The 16,327-nt window shown below is 63.0% G+C and carries 18 protein-coding genes; 4 read left to right on the top strand and 14 right to left on the bottom strand.

Going from position 1 to position 16,327, the window contains the following annotated elements:
• Positions 1-4 precede the first annotated feature (4 nt).
• The 8 genes from hscB to NCS02_RS08820 all read right to left on the bottom strand — a co-directional run bounded on the left by hscB (position 5) and on the right by NCS02_RS08820 (position 6,062).
• Entirely contained in the window at positions 5-532 is a 528-nt protein-coding gene (gene hscB, locus NCS02_RS08785; RefSeq protein ID WP_175982302.1) for a Fe-S protein assembly co-chaperone HscB, read from the bottom strand.
• An 81-nt stretch (positions 533-613) separates the two neighbouring features.
• On the bottom strand, positions 614-937 hold the full coding sequence (gene iscA, locus NCS02_RS08790; protein WP_008349207.1) for an iron-sulfur cluster assembly protein IscA: 324 nt from the start codon (positions 935-937) through the stop codon (positions 614-616).
• Between the two features lie 50 nt (positions 938-987).
• Entirely contained in the window at positions 988-1,416 is a 429-nt protein-coding gene (iscU, locus tag NCS02_RS08795; protein ID WP_008349206.1) for a Fe-S cluster assembly scaffold IscU, read from the bottom strand.
• 48 nt (positions 1,417-1,464) lie between these two features.
• Positions 1,465-2,688, bottom strand: coding sequence for an IscS subfamily cysteine desulfurase (locus NCS02_RS08800; RefSeq protein ID WP_250519571.1), 1,224 nt, complete (start codon positions 2,686-2,688; stop codon positions 1,465-1,467).
• 82 nt (positions 2,689-2,770) lie between these two features.
• Positions 2,771-3,298 carry a Fe-S cluster assembly transcriptional regulator IscR gene (gene iscR / locus NCS02_RS08805; RefSeq protein WP_008349204.1) on the bottom strand — a complete coding sequence of 176 codons (528 nt, stop codon included), beginning with the start codon at positions 3,296-3,298 and terminating at the stop codon, positions 2,771-2,773.
• A gap of 130 nt (positions 3,299-3,428) precedes the next feature.
• Positions 3,429-3,911, bottom strand: a complete 483-nt coding sequence (locus tag NCS02_RS08810) for a low molecular weight protein-tyrosine-phosphatase (RefSeq protein ID WP_175982303.1) — start codon at positions 3,909-3,911, stop codon at positions 3,429-3,431.
• A gap of 121 nt (positions 3,912-4,032) precedes the next feature.
• Entirely contained in the window at positions 4,033-5,253 is a 1,221-nt protein-coding gene (locus NCS02_RS08815) for a DUF3734 domain-containing protein (protein ID WP_250522980.1), read from the bottom strand.
• A gap of 14 nt (positions 5,254-5,267) precedes the next feature.
• Positions 5,268-6,062: a 3-hydroxybutyrate dehydrogenase gene (locus tag NCS02_RS08820; RefSeq protein ID WP_250522981.1), complete on the bottom strand. Its 795-nt coding sequence runs from the start codon at positions 6,060-6,062 to the stop codon at positions 5,268-5,270.
• Between the two features lie 289 nt (positions 6,063-6,351).
• Here NCS02_RS08820 and NCS02_RS08825 point away from each other — a divergent pair, with 289 nt between their 5' ends.
• Positions 6,352-7,197, top strand: coding sequence for a 23S rRNA (adenine(2030)-N(6))-methyltransferase RlmJ (locus tag NCS02_RS08825; RefSeq protein WP_008349200.1), 846 nt, complete (start codon positions 6,352-6,354; stop codon positions 7,195-7,197).
• A gap of 14 nt (positions 7,198-7,211) precedes the next feature.
• Here the strand turns inward: NCS02_RS08825 and NCS02_RS08830 are convergent, their stop codons facing one another.
• The gene (locus tag NCS02_RS08830) at positions 7,212-7,583 is read right to left on the bottom strand and encodes a hypothetical protein (RefSeq protein ID WP_008349199.1); all 372 of its coding nucleotides are present in this window, start codon (positions 7,581-7,583) and stop codon (positions 7,212-7,214) included.
• Positions 7,584-7,696: 113 nt separating this feature from the next.
• Between NCS02_RS08830 and copM the strand changes: the two genes are divergently transcribed.
• Positions 7,697-8,095, top strand: a complete 399-nt coding sequence (gene copM, locus NCS02_RS08835) for a CopM family metallochaperone (protein WP_250522982.1) — start codon at positions 7,697-7,699, stop codon at positions 8,093-8,095.
• Positions 8,096-8,191: 96 nt separating this feature from the next.
• Here copM and NCS02_RS08840 read toward each other — a convergent pair whose 3' ends face one another.
• Positions 8,192-8,338: a DUF3563 family protein gene (locus tag NCS02_RS08840; protein ID WP_008349196.1), complete on the bottom strand. Its 147-nt coding sequence runs from the start codon at positions 8,336-8,338 to the stop codon at positions 8,192-8,194.
• 234 nt (positions 8,339-8,572) lie between these two features.
• Positions 8,573-8,959: a Cu(I)-responsive transcriptional regulator gene (gene cueR / locus NCS02_RS08845; RefSeq protein ID WP_008349194.1), complete on the bottom strand. Its 387-nt coding sequence runs from the start codon at positions 8,957-8,959 to the stop codon at positions 8,573-8,575.
• 97 nt (positions 8,960-9,056) lie between these two features.
• Between cueR and NCS02_RS08850 the strand changes: the two genes are divergently transcribed.
• Both NCS02_RS08850 and NCS02_RS08855 read left to right on the top strand, forming a co-directional pair.
• Positions 9,057-9,263, top strand: coding sequence for a heavy-metal-associated domain-containing protein (locus tag NCS02_RS08850; RefSeq protein ID WP_008349193.1), 207 nt, complete (start codon positions 9,057-9,059; stop codon positions 9,261-9,263).
• Positions 9,260-10,198, top strand: a complete 939-nt coding sequence (locus tag NCS02_RS08855) for a dTDP-4-dehydrorhamnose reductase family protein (protein WP_008349192.1) — start codon at positions 9,260-9,262, stop codon at positions 10,196-10,198. The genes NCS02_RS08850 and NCS02_RS08855 overlap by 4 nt, the downstream gene beginning before the upstream one ends.
• On the opposite strand, the gene NCS02_RS08860 is transcribed toward NCS02_RS08855, so the two are convergent.
• Genes NCS02_RS08860 through imuA form a run of 3 tightly spaced genes read right to left on the bottom strand, consistent with a single transcriptional unit; the run spans position 10,192 to position 16,018 of the window.
• Positions 10,192-13,644, bottom strand: coding sequence for an error-prone DNA polymerase (locus tag NCS02_RS08860; RefSeq protein WP_409017169.1), 3,453 nt, complete (start codon positions 13,642-13,644; stop codon positions 10,192-10,194). The genes NCS02_RS08855 and NCS02_RS08860 overlap by 7 nt on opposite strands.
• A gap of 6 nt (positions 13,645-13,650) precedes the next feature.
• Positions 13,651-15,210 carry a Y-family DNA polymerase gene (locus NCS02_RS08865; protein WP_502800868.1) on the bottom strand — a complete coding sequence of 520 codons (1,560 nt, stop codon included), beginning with the start codon at positions 15,208-15,210 and terminating at the stop codon, positions 13,651-13,653.
• On the bottom strand, positions 15,155-16,018 hold the full coding sequence (gene imuA, locus NCS02_RS08870) for a translesion DNA synthesis-associated protein ImuA (RefSeq protein ID WP_502800869.1): 864 nt from the start codon (positions 16,016-16,018) through the stop codon (positions 15,155-15,157). Before imuA ends, NCS02_RS08865 begins: the two co-directional genes overlap by 56 nt.
• Positions 16,019-16,327 lie beyond the last annotated feature (309 nt).

Below are 16,327 nucleotides of genomic sequence, written 5' to 3' on the forward strand. Positions count from 1 at the left end.
GCCTTTAGTGTTCGAGCCGTTCGATCTGCGCGCCGATTTCATGCGCCACGCGTTCGATGAACATCAACTGACGCACGGCCTCGCCCGCCGCCTGATCCGACTTGCTGTCGATCAGCGCCTCGAGCTTGGTGAAGCGAATGCGCTCTTCGTCGCGCAGTTCGTCGAGCAGCGCTTCGAGCGCACCGATGTTCTTCGCGTTCGCCGCATCCTCGATATTTTCGCGCCATTCCATCTGCTGCATCAGGAACGCCGGCTCCATCGCGGTGTTGTTCTCCGCGCCGACGTCGATGCCGCGCTGCGCGAGCATATAGCGCGCGCGCTTCAGCGGATCGCGCAGCGTCTGATACGCCTCGTTCGCGTGCGTGGCCCACTGCATCGCGAGACGCTTCTGCGCATCGCCGGCCGCGGCGAAACGGTCCGGATGCACTTGCGCCTGCACGGTGCGATAAGCGTCGTCGAGCTTCTGCTGGTCGACGGCGAAGGTCTGCGGCAGATCGAAGAGATCGAAGTGACTGTCGGTGAGCGTGGCCATGCTATGTCTGTGAATTCAGTGCGCGAATGAAAAAGGCGGCACGCGCCGCCTCTTTTGCCGATACCGCCGGCGTCATTCCCGTCAGACGCGGAACGATTCGCCGCAGCCGCATTCGTCCTTCGCGTTCGGATTGTTGAACTTGAAGCCTTCGTTCAGGCCTTCGCGGGCGAAGTCCAGCTCGGTGCCGTCGAGATACGGAAGACTCTTCGGATCGATCACGATCTTCACGCCCGACGACTCGAACACGGTGTCTTCCGGTGCGAGCTCGTCGACATACTCGAGCTTGTACGCGAGGCCCGAACAGCCCGTCGTCCGCACGCCCAGCCGCAAGCCGACGCCCTTGCCGCGCCGCGTCAGATACTTCTGCACGTGTTGTGCCGCTTTATCCGTCAACGTGATTGCCATAGTCTTCGCTTCTCTCTTCGGGGCGCCGCCCCGGACGCCCGTCGTCACAATTACGCCGCTGCCTGCTTCGATTCAGCCGCTGCCGCTTCCGGCGCCGCGACGCCATGACGCTGCTTGTAGTCCGCAACCGCCGCCTTGATCGCGTCTTCCGCGAGGATCGAGCAGTGGATCTTCACCGGCGGCAGCGCCAGTTCTTCGGCGATCTGCGTGTTCTTGATGGTGAGCGCCTGATCCAGCGTCTTGCCCTTCACCCATTCGGTGACGAGCGAGCTCGATGCGATCGCCGAGCCGCAGCCGTAGGTCTTGAACTTCGCGTCCTCGATCACGCCATCCGCGCCCACGCGGATCTGCAGCTTCATCACGTCGCCGCACGCCGGCGCGCCGACCATGCCGGTGCCGACGGTGTCGTCGTCCTTCGAGAACGAGCCGACGTTACGCGGGTTTTCGTAGTGGTCCAGAACCTTGTCGCTATAAGCCATGATTCAAACTCTCCTAATATTCGGTGTCGCGTGGCGCTCAGTGGTCGCTTAGTGCGCAGCCCACTGGATGGTCGAGATGTCGATGCCGTCCTTGTGCATTTCCCAGAGCGGCGACAGATCGCGCAGTTTCGCGATCTTGTTCTTCAGCAGGTTGATCACATAGTCGACGTCCTGCTCGGTGGTGAAGCGGCCGACCGTGAAGCGGATCGAGCTGTGCGCGAGTTCGTCGTTACGGCCGAGCGCGCGCAGCACATAAGAGGGCTCGAGCGACGCCGACGTGCACGCCGAACCCGACGACACCGCGACGTCCTTCACCGCCATGATCAGCGATTCGCCTTCGACGAAGTTGAAGCTGATGTTGAGGTTGTGCGGCACGCGGCGTTCCATGTCGCCGTTGACGTACACCTCTTCGATGTCCTGCAGCCCCTTCAGCAGACGGTCGCGCAGCATGCGGATGCGCTCGTTCTCCGTCGCCATTTCCTCACGCGCGATGCGGAACGCTTCGCCCATGCCGACGATCTGATGCGTCGCGAGCGTGCCCGAACGCATGCCGCGCTCGTGACCGCCGCCGTGCATCTGCGCTTCGATGCGCACGCGCGGCTTGCGACGCACGTACAGCGCGCCGATGCCCTTCGGACCGTACGTCTTGTGAGCCGAAAACGACATCAGATCGACCTTGAGCTTTTGCAGATCGATTTCGATCTTGCCGGTGGCTTGCGCCGCATCGACGTGGAAAATGATGCCCTTCTCGCGCGTGATCTGGCCGATCGCCTCGATGTCCTGAATCACGCCGATTTCGTTGTTCACGCTCATCACGGAGACGAGGATCGTGTCCGGACGGATCGCCGCCTTGAACTTTTCCAGATCGATGAGACCGTCGTCCTTCACGTCGAGATACGTGACTTCGTAGCCTTCGCGCTCCAGCTCACGCGTGGTGTCGAGCACGGCCTTGTGCTCGGTCTTCACGGTGATGATGTGCTTGCCCTTGCTCTTGTAGAAGTGCGCCGCGCCCTTGATGGCGAGGTTGTCCGATTCCGTCGCACCCGACGTCCAGATGATCTCGCGCGGATCGCAATTCACGAGCGCCGCGACGTTCTCGCGCGCTTCCTCGACCGCACGCTCCGCATCCCAGCCGTACTGGTGGCTGCGCGAGGCGGGATTGCCGAACTGCTCGCGAAGATACGGAATCATCTTGTCCACCACGCGCGGATCGACGGGGGTCGTCGCGCTGTAGTCCATGTAAATGGGCAGGTGGGGAATATCGTTGTTCATCAGTCGCTCCGGGAAAATCGGTCAAAGCTCTTGGCTGGGACGCTTTCGTCTGCGCGCGCGGCTCGCGCCGGCGCGGTTTATGTCATCCGGCCAGATTGAAAATGGAATTCGGCCCCTTGGGCACGACACGCGCGGCCTCGACGCCAGCCGATTCCGCGCGCCGGTCGCGCAGCACCGCCGACGAACCTTCGCGCGCACGCTGCTGGTCGACCAGATCCTTCAACGAGACGGAATCGAGATACTCGACCATCTTCTGGTTCAGTGTCGCCCAGAGCTCGTGCGTCATGCAGTGGCCGTCGTGCTGCTTCGTGCCTTCGCACGTGCCCTTGCCGCCGCACTGCGTGGCGTCGATCGGCTCGTCGACCGCGATGATGATGTCGGCAACCGTGACGTTCTCCGCGCGGCGCGCGAGGTTGTAGCCGCCGCCCGGTCCGCGAACCGATTCGACGATCTCATGCCGCCGCAGCTTGCCGAAGAGCTGTTCGAGGTAGGAAAGCGAGATGCGCTGGCGCTGACTGATGCCTGCCAGCGTCACCGGGCCCTGCTCCTGGCGCAGCGCCAGGTCGATCATCGCCGTGACGGCGAAACGGCCTTTCGTGGTGAGTCTCATAATTGGGGGCTAACGCTAATACTCGATGGTTTTCGTCAAGTATAAATAGCCCACGTTTTTAGTCAAGTATCCGGGGCGAGATAAGTAGTCTTTTAACGCGTTTTTTTGGATCGCGCGGCCGCGCCGCCGCTCAGGCAGTCAACTGAGCGCGTAAGGCTTTCAGCAAGCCTTCACATGCGTCCTCGCATTGGTCGAGCACTTTTTCGAAGCCCTCTTCGCCACCGAAATAGGGATCGACCACCACGCGGCTGTCGTCGCGCGTCGCGAACTCCATCAGCAGGCGAATCTTGTCGCGGTGCTCGGACGGGCAGACTTCCGCCAAGGCGGCGGCGTTGGCGTCGTCCATGACGATGAACAGATCGAAGCGCGCGAAATCGGCCGCGGCGACCTGACGGCCGCGCAAGTTCGACAGATCGTAGCCGCGCTTCTTCGCTGCCTTTTGCGCGCGTTCGTCCGGCGGCTCGCCGATGTGCCAGTCGCCGGTGCCCGCCGAATCGATCACGATGCGCTCAGCCAGTTTCGCGCGCTCGACGAGATCGCGCATCACCGCTTCCGCGCTGGGCGAGCGGCAGATATTGCCGAGACAGACGAAGCAGACCGCGATCGAGTTCATCTAAAGCCGGGAAAAGTCGTGATGTCCGGCGTCGATAGAAACAGCACCGGAATGCGTCCCGAATTATACAAAGGGGCACAAATTCTCGCCCACACGGCTCATTCCATCTTGCGCAACGCTTTCATCGCTCGTCCCGATGGATGTCATGCGTGATGAAGCGCGACTCGCCGTTGGGCATGTCGAGCCAGTCGCGATGCGCAAGCGTGCGGCGCATATCGGAGAGACCGCTTTCCCAGTGTTCGCGCATTGTCGAAAAGCCGAACTGGTAGTCCTTGAAATGCCCCTCGTACTCTTTTTGCCGGTATATCAGGTGGATGATGTTGTAACGCTTCGAACATGCCAGTTCGGCGGCGAGCCTGCACCATTCGTCGCCCTCGCGGACGTCTTCGGGCACGAGATCGAGAACGTGCTGCAACACGTTACGGTAGCGCTGCGCGCGCTGCATCTGATCCGTGACGAGACGCGTGCGGCTCGAATACTGCACGTCCTTCACGCGCCCCATCACGTCGACGATGCTGTCGGGCACCGGCCCGCGCGCGCTCCACAGATCGACCTGGAAGGCGAGCGTGTCGCGGCGCGGCGTCGCCTGCGCGATTTCGTAGAGCGGCGTGTTCGACATGAGACCGCCGTCCCAATAGAACTGGCCGTCGATCTCGACTGCGGCGAAGCCCGGCGGCAAGGCGCCCGAGGCAATGAAATGCTCGGCGCGCAAGCGGATCTGCGTGTTGTCGAAATACGCGAAGTTGCCGGTCGCGACGTTCACCGCGCCTACCGACACGCGCGTTTCGCCGGAATTGATGCGGTCGAAATCGCAAAGCCGCTCGAGCGTGGCCTTGAGCGGCGTGGTGTCGTAATAGCTCGCGGTCTGCGGCGAGCTCGACGCGATCGGCGACGGCGGCGGAAAGCGCGGGATGAAAAATCCCTTCTGCCCTTCGACGATCGCGCCGAAAGCCTGCATCGCGGTGAACGCCTTGCGAATTTCGTCGGCGGAATCGAATAGCGCGCGCTCGAGGAACGCGGGCAACGGGAAACCGAACGCGGGCCGGCAGATCGTCTGCCAGAATTCAAGCAGACGCGTCACGCGATGCTCGGGCGCGTTGCCCGCGATGATCGCCGTGTTGAGCGCGCCGATCGAGATGCCGGCGATCCAGTTCGGATGGATGTCCGCCTCGTGCAACCCTTGATAGACGCCCGCCTGATAGGCGCCGAGCGCGCCCCCGCCCTGGAGCATGAGCGCGATCGTCTCGTAGGGCGGCAGGTGCACGCGGGTTTGCTGCCCGGCGGACGCCCGAGTCCGCGCGCTTTCCCGTCCTATGACTTCTTCGTTCTCGATTTCCGACATCCCGCGCGTTCTCCTTATTGCATGAACCAGCCGTGACTCACGACGAACGATTGCCCCGTCAGCGCCGCCGTTTCGAACGCGGAAAGGAAGAGCACGGTCTGAGCGACGTCCTCGACGGTCGTGAATACGCCATCGACCGTGCCACCGAGCATCACGCGCCTGACGACTTCTTCCTCGCTGATTTTCAACTCCTTGGCCTGCTCGGGAATTTGCTTATCGACGAGCGGCGTACGCACGAAGCCCGGACAGACGACGTGCGAGCGCACGTTGTGCTTCGCGCCTTCCTTCGCCAGCACGCGCGCGAGGCCGAGCAGGCCGTGTTTCGCTGTCACATAGGCGGACTTCAGCGGCGACGCCTCGTGCGAATGCACCGAACCCATATAGATCACTACCCCGCCGCGATCGTCCTTGTACATATGCTTGAGCGCGGCTTTGGTGGTGAGAAACGCGCCGTCGACGTGGATCGCCATCATCTTCTTCCAGTCGGCGTACGCGTAGTTTTCGATGGGATTGACGATCTGAATGCCCGCGTTCGACACGAGGATGTCCACAAAGCCCAGTTCCGCAGCGACGCGATCGATGCCCTGATTGACGGCGTCTTCGTTCGTCACGTCCATCGCGATGCCGATAGCCTTGCCGCCCTTGCCGCGGATCTCTTCGGCGACCGCGTCCGCGCCCGCCTGATTCAGATCGGCGATGGCGACCGCCGCGCCCGCGCCGGCGAGCGTGGACGCGATAGCCTTGCCGATACCGCTCGCCGCGCCCGTCACGATCGCGGTCTTGCCGTCGAGCTTACCGTTTGATGACATGCGAACCTCCTATCCAGTGGGAAGACATCGGGTGTATGACAACATCCGTCGGCACGGCTATCAAGCTGGCCGTTCGGCATAGGAAAAGTCGGGCGAAACTCAGAACGCTTAGGCCATTCGGCCGACTGTTCATGAAAGTCCGGGAGCGGTTATTGTGCATGAAGGACGCAATGCGCCGCAGCACGCGCTGGGCGTCGTGAGTCATGCAGCGCACGGGGTCGGCTAGAATAGGCGCCCTTCCGCCGCACCTTTTCATTTTGCTTCTCGCGCCCGACGCGGGCCTCCTGTCATGCTCAGTTACCGTCACGCCTTTCATGCGGGCAACCACGCCGATGTGCTGAAACACGCGATCGTCATTCAGATGCTTCGCTATCTCGGCCAGAAGGACAAATCGTATTGGTATGTCGACACGCACGCCGGCGCCGGAGTGTATTCGCTCACCGAAGGCTTCGCGACGAAGAACGCCGAGTTCGAGACGGGCATCGGCAAGCTTTGGGATCGCGGCGACCTGCCTGCGCTGCTCGCCGACTATGTCGACGAAGTGAAGGCGTTGAATCCCGATGGCGGTCTGCGTTTCTATCCCGGCTCGCCCTATCTGGCCTGGCGCACGATGCGCGAGCAGGATCGCATGCGGCTTTTCGAGTTGCACAGCACGGAAATCGACGTGCTGCGCCACAATTTCCGCGATGCCGGCCGGCGCGCGATGATCTACGAAGGCGACGGCTTCGACGGCATCAAGGCGATTCTTCCGCCGCCGCCGAGGCGTGCGCTCGTGCTGATCGATCCGTCGTACGAGGACAAGCGCGACTACGCCCGCACGATTACGTGCCTCGAAGAAAGTATCAAGCGCTTCTCGACCGGAACGTATGCGGTCTGGTACCCCATCGTCACGCGCCAGGAGTCGCAGCGTTTCGCCGATCAGCTGAAGGCCATCCAGCCGAACGGCTGGCTGCATGCGGCCCTCACGGTGAGGAAACCGCCGACGGACGGCTTCGGGTTGTTCGGCAGCGGCATGTTCGTAATCAACCCGCCCTACACGCTGGCGAAGGAACTGAAGGAATCACTGCCCTACCTCGTCGACGCGCTCGGCGAGGACGGCAACGCTTCGTTCAAGCTTGAACATCGCGCCGACTGAGCACGGTTTCGCGGTCAGGGATGAGGCGCGCGCGGAGTTCTGGGGCGCACGCCGCCGCCAGGCTGAACGGGCACCGTGTTCTGTCCGCTTGAATATTCGACGTATGGTGAAACGACGATGGGCGGTTGAGCCTCCTGCGGGATGCCGGGCAATGTCGCCATCGGCACCATGCCCGGGCCGCCGAGCGGGCCGCTCTGGAGCACCGTGCCGCTCACGCCGCTGTGGATACCGGTTTGCGTATCGAGTACGAGCGGTTCGCCGCCCGGCTTGGCGAGCGCCGGTTGCGAGCCGGGCAAGACTGCGGCGAGCGCGATGCAAACCTGCGTGACTTTCGTGATTCGATGGCGGAACCCGATATTCGTCGTGTCATTGATATGGCCTGGCATCGCGCGCTCTTTTGTGTAGACGAAACCGCTTTACCTTACCCCGGTGGCAAGCTTTAGGCTAGGTGGTTCGACACATAAGCAGCCTTGCAACCGCCCCTTCCACAGGAGATACGATGAAATCAACAAGAATCGCACTTGCCATCTTCACCATCCTCTGCAGCGCAAGCGTGAATGCCCAGATCGCCGCGCCGGCGAGCGATGCAATGCCAGGCATGAACATGGAACAGCGCGCGCCGAAGCCGACGGACGTCTCGTCCACCGCCGCGTTCCAGGCCGCCGATCAGAAAATGATGTCGGGCATGTCGAGCATCGAGTACACGGGGGACGCCGACCGGGATTTCGTCGCGCACATGATTCCGCATCATCAGGGCGCGGTGGAAATGGCGAAGGTCGAACTGAAGTACGGCAAGGACGCCAAGCTGCGCAAGCTGGCGAAGGACATCATCGCCGCGCAGAACAAGGAAATCGCATTCATGAAACAGTGGCTGGAGCAGCATCCGCGCAAGCAGTAAAACGCTCCGCTCACGTGACGAGCAAAAAGCAAAAGCCCCGCAATTGCGGGGCTTTTGCTTTCACATCGGGCGTGTTCGACGCCAGGAACGAAACGCTTAAGCGTTGTAGCCGTTCGTTTCCAGCGAGCGGATGCGCTGTTCAAGCTGGACGATGTCCGTCGATTGCGCAAGATAGGCTTCGCGGCGGCGCTGCTCGGCGGCTTCAAACCAGATGCTCAGTTTTTCGATGAGGAATGCAAACATGGTGTTCTCCAAGGTCTTCGAAAGATCCCTGGCGGTTCGGGTCAGGGATTACCCGCGTTAGGGAATACCCGGATTATAGGGGAGAACGTCCGTGCCGGGGTAGTGAAATGCTTGAATAGTGTGCATTCGGATTCGGAATGGTGCAGGCCGCATTCTTGCTTAAACCACTGATTTCTCGTATCAATTCGCTCATTGTCAACAACTGGTTCGTTGCACACGCACCATTTTCGTGCATTACTGCGCCAGCTTGTCCAATATTGGGCAATCCGGCCGCGCGTCGCCGTGACAATGGTTAGCCAGATGCGACAGCGTGTCGCGCATCTCGGTTAATTCGGCGATCCGCCGGTCAAGTTCCGCAACGTGTTCCAGCGCAATCGACTTCACCTCCGCGCTCGCCCGCGACCGGTCCTGCCACAAGGCGAGCAGCTTGCGGATATCGTCGACGAGAAAGCCGAGCCGGCGTGCCTGCCGCACAAAACGCAGCGCGTGGACCTCGTGATCGCCATACACGCGATATCCCGATGACGTCCGTCCGACCGGATTGAGCAATCCGACGCTCTCGTAGTAGCGGATCATTTTCGCGGTCACGCCCGAGGCGCGGGCCGCTTCGCCGATATTCATCGTCTGCTCCTGAAAAATGTCATTCCGACTCTACACCTTCCCATGATGGCAAGGTATACGATGTCGTTGATCCGGACTTTTTCAAGGGGAAACAGCAATGACCGAATTCGAAGTTCAGGGCATGAGTTGCCAGCACTGCGTCGCCGCTGTGACGCGCTCGATTCAGGAAATCGATCCGCAAGCGCAAGTTCGCGTCGATCTGGAGCGAGGCAAGGTCGCCGTCGAATCCGCAAAATCGAACGATGCGCTCAAGGAAGCCATCGACGAGGCCGGCTATACGGTCGTCGGCGTCGCTTCGGCATGAGGCAAAACGAGCGCTTTACCGTCGCGCTGATCGGGGCGTCGGGGTTGCTGGGCCGGGCGGTTGCCACGGAACTGGCGAGCGCGGCCAGCACGCAGACGTGGCGCGTCGTGCATACGGCTCACCGGCGCGCCGACGCCGCGAGCGTGAAGCTCGACCTGCTCGACCATGACGCGGTACGCGCGTTCGTGCGCGATCTCGCGCCGGATGCGATCGTGGTCGCGGCAGCGGAGCGGCGTCCGGACATCTGCGAAAACGATCCGGCGCTCGCGCGCGCGTTGAATGTCGAGGCGTTGAGCGTGATCGCCACCGAAGCGCGCGCGCTCGGCACATGGGTATTGTCGATTTCGACCGACTACGTCTTCGACGGCGCGTCGCCGCCCTATTTGCCCGACGACGCGCCCGCGCCGCTCAACGCCTACGGCCAGAGCAAGCTCGACGGCGAACGCGCGCTGCTCGCGAGCGATCCGATGTCCTGCGTGCTGCGTCTGCCGCTGCTTTACGGGCCGTTCACCGACTGGAGCGAATCTGCGGTGACGAGCCTCACGCCCGCGATCGTGAAATCGTCCGAGGCGGCCGGCGCGCCCGCCTCGATGGACGCCTGGGCGACGCGTTATCCGACATACACGCCCGATGTCGCCGTGGTGATTCGCGGCATGCTCGAACATCACGCGAAAGGCGCGACGATCTCCGGGATCACGCAATGGTCCGGCGACGAGCCGATGACGAAGTTCGATATCGCCGAACGCATCGCGCGAGCACTGAAAGTGGACGCGAAGCTCGTTGCGCAGCGCACGCCCGCGGACGCGACGCCGCGCCCGCGCGACTGTCATCTCGATTCCGGCCGGCTGGAAGCGCTGGGCATCGGCCGGCGCACGCCGTTCGACATCGCGATCGGCAGACTGCTCGCGAAGTATCCGGACGTCTCATCTCAGTGAAAATCGCGGCTCGGCGCGGCCAGGCGGCCGAGCAAAGCACTATGGTCTTCGAGCCGCTGCGCCACCAGATGGCGCACCTCGCCTTCCATTTGCCAGACGCCGTGCACGCCGAGCAGCGACGCGCCTAGCAGCACCTTGCGCTGTTTCTCGACGAGCCCCGGCCAGACGATCACGTTGATTGCGCCCGTTTCGTCCTCGATCGATACGAAAATCGTGCCGTTGGCCGTGCCCGGCCGCTGCCGCACCGTCACGATGCCGCACGCCCGCACGAAGCGCCCGTTTCTGATATCCGCGAGTTCGGCCGCGGTCTTGAAGCGCATACGCGCGAGCTTCGCGCGCAAAAGCGCGAGCGGATGCCGATTGAGCGTGAGCCCGAGACTCGCGTAATCGTCGACGATTTCGCGACCTTCCGATGCTTCCGGCAGCAGCAGCGGCGCCTCGCTCATCGGCGCGTCGCGCAGCAATTCCGGCGCGCGCTGCTGTGCGGTGACCGCCCACCACGCCTGACGCCGGTGTCCTGCAATGCTCGCGAGCGCATTGCCCGCCGCGAGCGCTTCGAGTTCGCGGCGCGACAACGCGGCACGGCGCGTGAGATCGTCGACATCGATGAACGGCGCTTCTGCGCGCGCGGCCATGATCCGCTCGGCCGCCGCTTGCGGCAGACCTTTGATCAGTTGCAGGCCGATCCGCACGCCTGGCCCTTTCGCGCCGTATTGCCGTCCATCCAGCTCGACGCGCTTTCTGAGCCTGCGCGCCGCTCGCTGCACGGTCTTCCGGAACACGCGATCCGACTCTGCCGCGCCGTAAAACTGTTGACGCCGCCGCTCCTTGCCGGCATCGAACCCGATGCGCTCGCCATCGCCGGCGCGCGCTTCCAGCACCGACTCCCAATCACTCAGCGAAACATCGGGCGCGAACACCGGCACGCCGTGACGCCGCGCGTCCTGCACGAGTTGCGACGGCGAATAAAAGCCGAGCGGCTGGCTGTTCAGCAGGCCGGCCAGAAACGCCGCGGGCTCGTAACGCTTGATCCACGCGCTGAAATAGACGAGCAGCGCGAAGCTCGCCGAGTGACTCTCAGGAAAGCCGTATTCGCCGAAACCCTCGATCTGCTTGCACACGCGCGCGGCGAAATCGTGCTCGTAGCCGCGCGCGAGCATCTTCTGCATGAGATCGGCTTGATACTTTTCCAGATGACTGCCGCGGCGCCACGCGGCCATCGCGCGGCGCAACTGATCGGCCTGTTCCGCCGTGTAGCCCGCCGCGACCATCGCGAGCTTCATCACCTGCTCCTGAAAGATCGGCACGCCGAGCGTGCGGCCGAGCACCGGCCGCAGTTCCTCTTTCGGATAATCCTCCTCTTCCAGGCCCTGCTTGCGGCGCAAATACGGATGCACCATGCCGCCCTGGATCGGGCCGGGCCGCACGATCGCCACTTCGATGACGAGGTCGTAATACTTCTGAGGCCGCAAGCGCGGCAGCATGCTCTGCTGCGCACGCGATTCGATCTGAAACACGCCGATGGTGTCCGCGCGGCAGCACATTTCGTAGACGGCCTTGTCCTCGCGACGAATATGCGACAGCCCGAAGCCCGGCACGCCGCGCCGCAGCGCGACGAATTCGAGCGCGCGCCGGATCGCCGAAAGCATGCCGAGCGCGAGCACGTCGACTTTCAGGAGCTTCAGCTGATCGATGTCGTCCTTGTCCCATTGAATCACGCAGCGGTCCTTCATCGCGGCGTTTTCGATCGGCACGAGCCGCGACAGACGTTCCCGCGCGATCACGAAGCCGCCGACATGCTGCGACAAATGCCGCGGAAAGCCGCGCAACTCGCGCGTGAGCCGGATCAGATGCTTCGTGACGTGCGAATCGTCGCTGAAGCCGGCTTCCCGGAGATAACCCGCCACCGCCGACGGCCCGTCCCACCATTGCTGCGATTTGCCGATGCGCTCGATCAGCGATGCATCGAGCCCGAGCGCCTTGCCGACATCCTTCAGCGCGCTGCGCGTGTGATACGTGATGAGCGACGCCGCCAGCGACGCGCGATGCCGCCCGTACTTCTGATAGATGTACTGGATGACTTCCTCGCGCCGCTGATGCTCGAAATCGACATCGATGTCGGGCGGCTCGTTGCGCGCTTGCGAGATGAAGCGCTCGATCAGAAGACCCATCCGCACCGGATCGAGCTCGGTGATGAAGAGGCAATAACAAATGATCGAATTCGCCGCCGAGCCGCGTCCCTGACACAAAATCCCTTTGCTGCGCGCGAACGCGACGATGTCGTAGACCGTCAGAAAGTACTTCTCGTATTCCAGCTTCGCGACGAGCGCCAGTTCCTTGTCGATGAGACCGATCGTCTCGGCGTCCATGCCGTTCGGCCAGCGCTGCAGCGCGCCCGCCATCACCCGCTTGCGCAGATAGCTCGCGGGCGTCTCGCCGGGCGGCACCAGTTCCTCTGGATATTCGTACTTGAGTTCGTCGAGCGAGAAGGTGCAGCGCGCGGCCACCTTCAACGTTTCCCGGATCGCCTCTTTCGGATAAAGCGCGCCGATGCGCAACCGCGTGCGCAGATGCCGCTCCGCGTTCGCTTCGAGCGCATAGCCGCATTCGGCGAGCGGCCGGTTCAGGCGAATCGCGGTGAGCGTGTCCTGCAAGGGCTTGCGCGAGCGCGCGTGCATCAGCGCACCGCTTGCCGCGATGAGCGGCAATCCGCTCGCCTGCGCGATCACGCGGCACGAAGCGAGACGCTCGTCGTCGCTGCCGTCCTGCCAGAGCTCCAGCGCGAGCCACGCGCGGCCCGCGGCGAAACCGGCCAGCCAGTGCGCGCGATCGAGCGTATCGGCGAGCGTCGCTGCGCGCTGCGGCACGAGAATCAGCAGGCAATCGGGCAAGTGCTTCAGATGCGCGATATCGCCGCGCAAGTCCGATGTATCGGATGAAGCGGCGGGATCGGTGAAGTCTTCCGGACCGATCCGATAGCTGCCCTTCGGCGAACGCGCGCGCGCGTGCGAAATCAGCTCGGACAGGTTGCCGTAGCCCGCCCGATTTGTCGCGAGCGCGATAAGCGTGCAGAACGGCTCGCCATCGGCGTCCGTGAGATGCAGTTCGCTGCCGATGATCAGCTTCAGATCCTGCCTCTTGGGCGGCGGCTCGCCGGCAAGCCGCGCGGCTTCGGCGTCGGCTTGCGCCTTCGCCTCGATGTCCTTGATCGCGGCATGCGCGCGCACGACGCCCGCGAGCGAGCATTCATCCGTAATCGCGAGCGCGGTGTAGCCGTGTTCGAGCGCGGCCGCCGCCAGTTCCTGCGGATGCGATGCGCCGCGCAGAAACGAAAAGTTACTCAGGCAATGCAGTTCGGCATAACCGGGCAACAACGCCGACGCCGACATCGAGCCGGGAAACGCGTTGTCTCCATCCAGACCGATGATGTCGTTCAGATCATCCATCGCGCATCATCCGAAAAAACCGTGCAGGAACCAGTCGCCCGTAAGACGTTCGCGATAGAGCCAGAACATGCGCCCGCGATCGTCGGCGGCGACGTAGTAATCGCGCTGGACGCCGTTGCCGTCCCACCATCCCGCCTCGATACGCTCGGTCCGGCTGATCAGCTTCAACGGACGCCGATAGAACGGCCGCTCGTTGCGCAGCATCAGCTTTTGCGGCGTTTCGAGTATCCACGACGGACGCGGCTGCTGAGGCACGGCGAGATCGGGAAGTTCGAGCGGTTCGTCTGACTCCGTTTGCACTTCGGGTTCTGCTTCTGCCCTTGCCGTTTGCGTCTTCGGCGACTTTTTTCCGCGCTTGGATTTCGTTTCGCTTGCGGGCTTATAAGGTTCGACGGTCATCGCCGCCTCGGGCCGATGATCGTCGCGCGCGACCAGTTGCACCACGTTCTCCGCGCCCAGCCGCGCGCTCAGGCGTTCGAGCAGTTGCGCCATCGATTCGCTGTCGGAACCAGGCATCGGAAACAAGGTGTCGGGCGGCGGCGCATACTCGCTGACCTTGTCGGCCAGGAGTTTCATCTCGATGACGGGCGCGGCGAGCGTCGTCTGATTCAGCTTCTCGCGCAAGAGCCACAGGATGTGGTCGGCGTCGCGCGTCGGCACGGCCCACGCCACCTTGAATGTCGACGTTTTCGGCGCGTGACGGGCGGCCAGTTCGTGTTCGAGCAAGAGCGAAAATTCGCTGACCGCCGCATGATGCGCAGAGAGCCAGCCGGCGAGTTGCAGCACGAGCCGGCGCGCGGCGAACAGCAGCGCCTCGGCGCTTTCCACGCGCGCCTGCAATTCGAGCCGCGCTTCGAACGACGCCGGCGCACAAAATGCCTCACGCGGGTCGGGCGCCTGTCCGTACGCTTGCGCGAGCCATTGCACAACGCCTTGCCCGAAGCGGCGCGCGACGCCCTTGCGCGGCAGACGACGCAAATCGGCGAGCGTCGCGCAACCGATCTGCTCGAACACGTTGCCGTGCGAATGCGCCGATGGGATGAGCGATACGGGCAACTCATCGAGTACGTGCACGAGCGTCGTCTCTTTCACGATGCGTACGCGCCGCGCGACCCGGCGCGTGCGCGCGTGCGCCAGCAGCCACGCGCCCCACGCTGTCGGCGCGCAGCCCATGCGGGACGTGAAGCCACATCCTTTAACCGTCGATGTCACGCTGGACAGCAACGCGCGCAATCCGCCGAAGAGCCGCATGCTGGCGCCGACTTCGAGCAGTACCGTATTCGCATGCGCGAGCACGACTTTGGGCGTGAACGCGAGCAGCGCCAGCGCAACGGCTTCGAGCGCGTTCTGCTCCTCGCGAATGTCGACGGCAAGCAACGTCAGTTGGGGCGCGAGCGCGAACGCATGCGAGCGCGTGCTGCCGGGCCGCACGCCGAGCCGAAACGCGACGAGATCGGGCATCAGGACGCGCGCGTGATCGGCTAGCGCGAAGCATGACTGATCGATATTGTCATTCGCCGTCGAGCTCGCTCCAGGCGATGTCGAGTTCGCCGGCGCTGAGGGCATCGAAGGCGGCCTGACGGCTTCGAGCGATAAAAGCGGCAATGTCACCGCTATCCACAACATGTTTGACCTCTCGTGCTTTCCTTGCCTGATGCGCCTGACGAATATGTTCGGGCAGCGCAGGCATCTGCAGCGGCAAATTCAACTGCAAGGGCTTGCCGAGCAATGGGCCGCGCCGCTTGATGATGTCGATTTCGAGCATGACGGCCTGCATCCATTCGCGACGGTTCATCGTCTGCGCGTTGGCGGGAAGTATCGGCTTGCAGACCATGCGCAGCGGCGCAGCGGAGGATTGCTTCGCCGCTTTGAGCGGGCGGAACAGAAATGCCAGCGACTGCGCTTCCTGAGCCGCCACCTGCAGTCTTCGCAAGGCTTTGGCATCGACTTGTGGTAGCCAGATCAGCACTGCGCCGATGCCTTCCTGCTTCAACGACTGCTCCGCGGCCCAGAGCACCTGATCCTCGGCCGCTTTGACCCAGACCAGCTTGTTCACCGCGATGTTCATCGTCCGAAGCGCGGCCAGATTGGGCTTCCACGGTGGCGCGACGAAGATGACGGAGCGGCCTTTGCTTGCTGTCAGTTCGCGGATCGAGTGCGCGAGCAGTCTGATTTCGCCTACGCCACTCTCTTCGATCAGCAACTCGGTGACTGAGCCGGGCATCCAGCCTGCGCCGGGCAAGGCCAAGTCGAGCGCTCGAAAGCCGCTCGAGATGATGTTCGAATCGGGATCGTTGACCGGACTGCCCTGCCAGACCTGACGCTGCAGATGCGATGTCAGCCCGATGTCGAGCAATGAAAGTGCTGCACCCATGAGTTTTCCCCGTCCGACGCGAATACAGGGGCCTGCTCATGGCGCAAGCGCTCGGTGGGCCTCCGGTTTACTGTATATTTATACAGTATTTTTGCGGGCGAGGGTAAACAGCTGGCGGATAGAAGGATGCGCCGATGGGGCGCGAGGCGAGTCGCAGCGCGGGTTATCCGGATTCACGGATACCGCGCTTCAAACGCAAAAACCCCACCTTTGGGGTGGGGTTTTTGTTTGGAGCATGAGGAGCCTGACGATTACCTACTTTCACACGGGTATCCGCACTATCATCGGCGTGGAGTCGTTTCACGGTCC

The sequence above is a fragment of the Caballeronia sp. NCF2 genome (assembly GCF_023631205.1).
In the GTDB taxonomy this organism is placed as follows: domain Bacteria; phylum Pseudomonadota; class Gammaproteobacteria; order Burkholderiales; family Burkholderiaceae; genus Caballeronia; species Caballeronia zhejiangensis.

Excerpts from the sequence above, each read along its gene's own strand:
- hscB (WP_175982302.1), bottom strand. The coding sequence starts at position 532 with ATGGCCACGCTCACCGACAGTCACTTCGATCTCTTCGATCTGCCGCAG.
- iscA (WP_008349207.1), bottom strand. The coding sequence starts at position 937 with ATGGCAATCACGTTGACGGATAAAGCGGCACAACACGTGCAGAAGTAT.
- iscU (WP_008349206.1), bottom strand. The coding sequence starts at position 1,416 with ATGGCTTATAGCGACAAGGTTCTGGACCACTACGAAAACCCGCGTAAC.
- NCS02_RS08800 (WP_250519571.1), bottom strand. The coding sequence starts at position 2,688 with ATGAACAACGATATTCCCCACCTGCCCATTTACATGGACTACAGCGCG.
- iscR (WP_008349204.1), bottom strand. The coding sequence starts at position 3,298 with ATGAGACTCACCACGAAAGGCCGTTTCGCCGTCACGGCGATGATCGAC.
- NCS02_RS08810 (WP_175982303.1), bottom strand. The coding sequence starts at position 3,911 with ATGAACTCGATCGCGGTCTGCTTCGTCTGTCTCGGCAATATCTGCCGC.
- NCS02_RS08815 (WP_250522980.1), bottom strand. The coding sequence starts at position 5,253 with ATGTCGGAAATCGAGAACGAAGAAGTCATAGGACGGGAAAGCGCGCGG.
- NCS02_RS08820 (WP_250522981.1), bottom strand. The coding sequence starts at position 6,062 with ATGTCATCAAACGGTAAGCTCGACGGCAAGACCGCGATCGTGACGGGC.
- NCS02_RS08825 (WP_008349200.1), top strand. The coding sequence starts at position 6,352 with ATGCTCAGTTACCGTCACGCCTTTCATGCGGGCAACCACGCCGATGTG.
- NCS02_RS08830 (WP_008349199.1), bottom strand. The coding sequence starts at position 7,583 with ATGCCAGGCCATATCAATGACACGACGAATATCGGGTTCCGCCATCGA.
- copM (WP_250522982.1), top strand. The coding sequence starts at position 7,697 with ATGAAATCAACAAGAATCGCACTTGCCATCTTCACCATCCTCTGCAGC.
- NCS02_RS08840 (WP_008349196.1), bottom strand. The coding sequence starts at position 8,338 with ATGTTTGCATTCCTCATCGAAAAACTGAGCATCTGGTTTGAAGCCGCC.
- cueR (WP_008349194.1), bottom strand. The coding sequence starts at position 8,959 with ATGAATATCGGCGAAGCGGCCCGCGCCTCGGGCGTGACCGCGAAAATG.
- NCS02_RS08850 (WP_008349193.1), top strand. The coding sequence starts at position 9,057 with ATGACCGAATTCGAAGTTCAGGGCATGAGTTGCCAGCACTGCGTCGCC.
- NCS02_RS08855 (WP_008349192.1), top strand. The coding sequence starts at position 9,260 with ATGAGGCAAAACGAGCGCTTTACCGTCGCGCTGATCGGGGCGTCGGGG.
- NCS02_RS08860 (WP_409017169.1), bottom strand. The coding sequence starts at position 13,644 with ATGGATGATCTGAACGACATCATCGGTCTGGATGGAGACAACGCGTTT.
- NCS02_RS08865 (WP_502800868.1), bottom strand. The coding sequence starts at position 15,210 with ATGCCCTCAGCGCCGGCGAACTCGACATCGCCTGGAGCGAGCTCGACG.
- imuA (WP_502800869.1), bottom strand. The coding sequence starts at position 16,018 with ATGGGTGCAGCACTTTCATTGCTCGACATCGGGCTGACATCGCATCTG.